The following is a 5,505-nucleotide window of genomic DNA, read 5'->3' on the forward strand; positions in this document are numbered from 1 at the left end:
GAATAGGATTGAATAAAAGGAAAATTTTTTCTTTTTTCTCCTTTAAAATAGAGGCTTTAAACCTTAATTATTCCGTAAACTTCTCTATTTATTATATCTTTATAGCTAATTAATCAACTTAACTGTTTGGAGAGCATTTTCCTGGAAAACTTCTATCTCATCTAGCTCTCAGGAATTTAGGCTTTACTAGAATATGACTATCAAAACTCGAACTATAGCACGATTCTCAGAATTTTAATATTTACTTTATCCATCAACTTTCAGCACTCCTTTGCTTTTATAATAGGAGATTAGCAAATAACTAAGGTTTAAGCCCTCTCCTTTGAAGGATAAAAAAGAAAAAAAATCCTTTTTACTCAATCCTCTTCTATATTAAGGAGAGGTAATAATTAATAATTAATTGTTAATTATTGAAGCCGTATAAGAATCCTGTCTATAGTTATTAAACCAGGGATTAAAAACCCTGGCTAACTTCAGGTCGCCCCTTATTAAGTTTAGACGACCAGCAAATTAAAGGTACTTTTCTAGAGTGTTAGCCAATGTAGTCTTGGGAACAGCACCAACTACCATATCAACTCTTTGGCCTCCCTTAAAAATCATCAAGGTAGGAATACTACGAATCCCATACTGGCTTGCTATATTTGGATTTTCATCCGTGTTTACTTTAACTACTTTTATTTGTTCTTTATATTGGTCTGCGATTTCTTCAACTACAGGACCCACCATCCTGCATGGCCCGCACCACGGAGCCCAGAAATCTACTAAAACTGGAAGATTGCTATTAAGCACTTCTTCCTGGAAACTACTATCCGTTACTGGTTGTGCTGCTGACATTCCTTAATAATCCTTTAATATCAATTTTTTTATGTATGGATACAGAGAATTTTTTACAACTTTCTACATAATTCATAATTCGTTTTAAAAGTTGTCAACTCATTTATTTTCATTCAGGTGCTTGTCTAAAGTTTGAGACAATGTAGTCTTGGGAACAGCACCGACCACCATATCAACTCTTTGGCCTCCCTTAAAAATCATCAATGTAGGAATACTGCGAATTCCATACTGGCTTGCTACATTTGGATTTTCGTCAGTATTTAATTTAACTACTTTTATTTGTCCTTCATATTGTGCTGCCACTTCGTCAACTACAGGACCCACCATCCTGCATGGCCCGCACCAAGGAGCCCAGAAGTCTACTAAAACTGGAACTTGACTTTCAAGCACTTCCTGCTTGAAACTGCTATCGGTTACTGGTGTTGCTGATGACATTTCTTAGTAATCCTTAAATATCTATCTTTACTCTACTCTATTAAATTATCCCATTATCTGGTACAGGAATCGATCAAATTTTTGAGATACCACACTTTTCTGAATTCTATAGATTTTGAAAAATATGCTAAATATCAATCTTAACAATATACCCATCAATAATGTATTATCCTCAAAAATTATCATATCTCGTATTCAATCAGGGTATTGATTATTATTTATTATTGCGAAAACAGTTTTTCTGATTCTCACCTCATCTAGACACACTGGATAAATTAAATTTTGTGGGACTTGTTTAGCCCAACTTAAATCTACAAAAATCTAAAGTACAGTGAGCTTAGTCCATATTATTTGGACTATGAAAACTAAATATTTTTATAGGTAAGTGTAAATATAGACCTCTAATTGTCAACTACAGTTGCTGGCTCGTAGAGATATTCAAACCAGTTACCATCTAAATCCCTACCATAGAAAGAAGCAGTACCATCTCGGTGTTCATGAATTGGTGAAACTTGGACTTCCTGACCTTGAAGTTGTTCGTAGGCTTTTTCCATTTCTGAGCGATCGCTAAACACAAACCCAAAATGTGGCCCTGCTTGGTCATATCCAGGACTTAAAAGTGCGAGTCCATCATCTCCGGCTTTAAGATATGCCCAGTCAGGATCTTTCCAGGCTATCTCCATACCCAGATTTTTATAGAACTGTACTGCTTTGTCAACATCTTGGACGCAGATAGCTACATGGCCTAATCTTTTTAATTTCATAGTTAAAAATTATTAAAATTTATCTATTTCTAAATTTTACTTTGACTACCGTAGATAATATAGTAATTCTATTTTATTGTCTGTTATACCAGGATAGGAATCAGAATTCAGAAATTAGGATTAATTGTGGCTTGAGAGAATTTTTCTATTACTTAACTTGTGAGAATCTATTGAGAATTGCTATACCCGCATTTCTCACATTTTGTAAATAAAATTTACTATTTCAAGGCTCCTACTTCAGTAAAAAGCACTGTTAACTGATAACTGATAACTGAAATGACCCTGAACTTGATAATATGCTATTCAATTTTGCTAACTTACCTTACTGGATACTCCTCGGTGCAGGAATCTTCATGTTCCTGTTCGTAATTTCTACAGGTTTAGGAGAGGAAAACATAGATATTGACAGTGATAATAGTGTTGAATCTTTAGAAATTTTAGGCTGGTTAGGTATTAGTCAAGTTCCACTGATTTTGTTATTAGCAACTGACCTAAGTTTTTGGGGTTTAATTGGTTGGACTTTAAATATTTTGTTTGGTACTCCTAATGGGTTTTTCGGNCTTCATGTTCCTGTTCGTAATTTCTACAGGTTTAGGAGAGGAAAACATAGATATTGACAGTGATAATAGTGTTGAATCTTTAGAAATTTTAGGCTGGTTAGGTATTAGTCAAGTTCCACTGATTTTGTTATTAGCAACTGACCTAAGTTTTTGGGGTTTAATTGGTTGGACTTTAAATATTTTGTTTGGTACTCCTAATGGGTTTTTCGGGGTAACTATATTTATTGGTTCAATGATTTTGAGCCTAATTTTAGGTGGTTTTATTGCGAGACCTATCGGAAAAATTTTCTTTCAATCTTTTGGAGAAGATGTCAGTAGCGATCGCCTTCTAGGATGTATTGGTACTGTTAGTTCTAAATTAGTTCCTAAAGAAAATCAAGGAAAAATTGGACAAGTAGATGTCATTGATACAGCTAAAAACCTTGTAACTATTAATGCCAATTTACCATCCTGGGCAACTAAGATTCCTCATCGAGGAGAAAAAATTATAGTGATCGATCGTCAGACTACAAGTTACTTAATTATAGCTAAAGATAGTGTGGATCGAGATAGATGGTTATCTAATTCAAGTAANAAAATCAAGGAAAAATTGGACAAGTAGATGTCATTGATACAGCTAAAAACCTTGTAACTATTAATGCCAATTTACCATCCTGGGCAACTAAGATTCCTCATCGAGGAGAAAAAATTATAGTGATCGATCGTCAGACTACAAGTTACTTAATTATAGCTAAAGATAGTGTGGATCGAGATAGATGGTTATCTAATTCAAGTAAAAATAAAGATTAGAATTATGGCAGAAGTTAAGTCAGAAGTTGAAAGTCAAAAGTAAGAGTAATACCAGGCGTAATAAATTTTTGCTACAAATATTTAGTTTACCGTTTAGGAGTCAGGAGACAGGAAGACTGAGCCAGAAATATTTAGTTTAAATATCATTTATTGGCTTGAAGATCCCTTTTTAATCAAAGGCAAACCCGATCAAATTATTTAGCGTTGCTGAAGCAGGGGATGAATCTTTGCAGAAAAGATAAATCCTATCTTTTACGAACTATAGCAATCCCCTGTACAATTGTAATATTTTTGTGGTAGGGGCGAACGGCGGTTCGCCCGTACAGGAGTCAGGAGTCAGAAGTTAGAATTTTCAAGGTTTTCCCTCAATCTTAACTATTATAAAAATTCTCACAAATCATTTAGGATTGCTATATGCTCTAAAACTATAATTCCAATACCCTCCCCACACTCGCCATACACCCCACACCTTCCACACTAATTCATCCCACAAATATGCAAGGTAAATTATTTTAGTTACCCTGATTATTTGTAACATTCTTTTTTTTAATTGGTATAATAAAAGATTTATCTATTGTAGTTGATTTAACTTTCAGTTCTGCAAGAAATCTATCAATCAAAATTATAGCTGGAAGTCATTTCAGTTATTAGTTATCAGTACCTCTAGCTGTTTGCGCAGCATGACCTAGGAAAGCATCGGGATTAAAATACGGAATCTTCTTTTTTTATCCTCTTAAAAGAGGAGTCGTAACTACCCAAATTTTGCGGTCATTAGTATNCATGACCTAGGAAAGCATCGGGATTAAAATACGGAATCTTCTTTTTTTATCCTCTTAAAAGAGGAGTCGTAACTACCCAAATTTTGCGGTCATTAGTATATTGGAGCCTTGCTACAGGGTCGCCCATACAGGAGGCTAGAGAAATGCTAACCTTGGTATTCTCAAAATTATTTATGATTTTCTGCATAACTTACTTCCACATGGAACTATAAATTCCCGTATCTAGAAACTCTTTACCTTGGTCAGAAATAAAATTCAAAAATCTCTGATTTTTGTGCCTGGTCATTTCAGTTATCAGTTAGCCTCCTATGGTCGTAACTGCGTTAACAGTACCTCTGGCGCTCGCCATCGAGATTGAAATACTGAAGTTGATTTCTCTTTTGGGAGATTGGATATGGTTAGGTAACCCATCCATCCCATCCTGACGGACTGCTCCGCAAACGACCGCTCTCTTGGTCGATTGGATATGGCGTTAACGAAGTGGCTCTGCAAGAGCGGGAGACCTCGCCATCCCTCGACCGCTTTTTCATCCCCTTGAAAGGGGAGGCTATTGACCTTATTTTCTGGTCAATTTTGAAGAATAAAAAATTTAGAGGGAAAAAAATCATGTTATTTTGGTTAACATTTCTTGAATCATTACCATCAATTTCCAGTCAGGAAATTATCACAAAGGAACTACAACCTAAACCCAAAGAAATTGTTTTATCTGAAAATATATGTATACAGCCAACACTCGCTCAGTTTCCCCAAAATAATAGCACTTTTATCTTAGGAGGAACTGCTGCCGGAATTGTCGGAATTATCTTCTTCTTACTATTAGGATTTTGGGCTTATACAAGAGTCTATCAAATTACTCCCAACAATGAAGCTTTTGTCAGAACAGGTGGCTTTTTAACAAAAAAGAATTCTGTAATTTTATATGGTAGCTGTATCGTACTACCAGGTTTTCACGAACTTACTAGAGTTCCAATGCGAGAGATTTCTATTGATGTAGAACGTACCGGAAACTTAGCAGTAAGAACTCAAGATTATCTTCGGGCTAATATGCGAGTTACTTTTTATGTCTGCATAAATGCTGATGAACAAGATGTAAAAACTGCTGCATCTAGATTATCAAAGCAAGGAATAATTTCTCCAGAAGATATTAAAGATGCTCTAGAAAAACGCGCTGATGATGCAATTCGAGCAGCAGCTAAAAAGAAGAAATTGGCAGAAATTGATTCTGATAAATTGGGGTTTGCAGATGAAGTTTTCAATCTAATTCAACCAGACTTAAAAAAAGTTGGTTTAACACTAAATAATATTGCTATTTCCGAAATCGAAGAAAGTGACACTTATGATACT

At 35.0% G+C, this 5,505-nt stretch carries 6 protein-coding genes and 1 pseudogene; 3 read left to right on the forward strand and 4 right to left on the reverse strand.

Translation table 11 applies throughout. From position 1 onward, the window contains the following. Nucleotides 1–510: 510 nt before the first annotated feature. From trxA (AFK68_RS12740) to AFK68_RS12750, 3 genes are all read right to left on the reverse strand, one after another. Complete coding sequence (trxA, locus tag AFK68_RS12740) at nt 511–834, reverse strand: thioredoxin (protein ID WP_094673140.1); 324 nt, start codon at nt 832–834, stop codon at nt 511–513. Between the two features lie 99 nt (nt 835–933). Then, nucleotides 934–1,269, reverse strand: a complete 336-nt coding sequence (gene trxA, locus AFK68_RS12745; RefSeq protein ID WP_094673141.1) for a thioredoxin — start codon at nt 1,267–1,269, stop codon at nt 934–936. Nucleotides 1,270–1,670: 401 nt separating this feature from the next. Continuing rightward, nucleotides 1,671–2,033 (reverse strand): VOC family protein, encoded by a 363-nt coding sequence (locus AFK68_RS12750; RefSeq protein WP_094673142.1) that lies wholly within the window; start codon nt 2,031–2,033, stop codon nt 1,671–1,673. A 353-nt stretch (nt 2,034–2,386) separates the two neighbouring features. On the opposite strand from AFK68_RS12750, the pseudogene AFK68_RS12755 reads away from it, so the two are divergent. Beyond that, nucleotides 2,387–2,592 (forward strand): annotated as a pseudogene (locus AFK68_RS12755) (OB-fold-containig protein); the annotation flags it as partial. Between the two features lie 5 nt (nt 2,593–2,597). After that, on the forward strand, nt 2,598–3,166 hold a 569-nt coding region (locus AFK68_RS12760), incomplete at its 3' end, for an OB-fold-containig protein (protein WP_246844153.1). Nucleotides 3,167–4,207: 1,041 nt separating this feature from the next. On the opposite strand, the gene AFK68_RS36695 is transcribed toward AFK68_RS12760, so the two are convergent. Beyond that, nucleotides 4,208–4,348, reverse strand: a complete 141-nt coding sequence (locus AFK68_RS36695; RefSeq protein WP_168186440.1) for a hypothetical protein — start codon at nt 4,346–4,348, stop codon at nt 4,208–4,210. Between the two features lie 419 nt (nt 4,349–4,767). Between AFK68_RS36695 and AFK68_RS12765 the strand changes: the two genes are divergently transcribed. Beyond that, nucleotides 4,768–5,505, forward strand: a 738-nt coding sequence (locus tag AFK68_RS12765; protein ID WP_246844154.1) for an SPFH domain-containing protein, incomplete at its 3' end; no start/stop codon positions are given.

The organism is Hydrocoleum sp. CS-953 (assembly GCF_002260545.1).
In the GTDB taxonomy this organism is placed as follows: Bacteria; Cyanobacteriota; Cyanobacteriia; order Cyanobacteriales; family Microcoleaceae; genus Trichodesmium.

What these genes read in the sequence shown, in the direction of transcription:
- trxA (WP_094673140.1), bottom strand. Translation starts at nt 834, where the DNA reads ATGTCAGCAGCACAACCAGTAACGGATAGTAGTTTCCAGGAAGAAGTG.
- trxA (WP_094673141.1), bottom strand. Translation starts at nt 1,269, where the DNA reads ATGTCATCAGCAACACCAGTAACCGATAGCAGTTTCAAGCAGGAAGTG.
- AFK68_RS12750 (WP_094673142.1), bottom strand. Translation starts at nt 2,033, where the DNA reads ATGAAATTAAAAAGATTAGGCCATGTAGCTATCTGCGTCCAAGATGTT.
- AFK68_RS36695 (WP_168186440.1), bottom strand. Translation starts at nt 4,348, where the DNA reads ATGCAGAAAATCATAAATAATTTTGAGAATACCAAGGTTAGCATTTCT.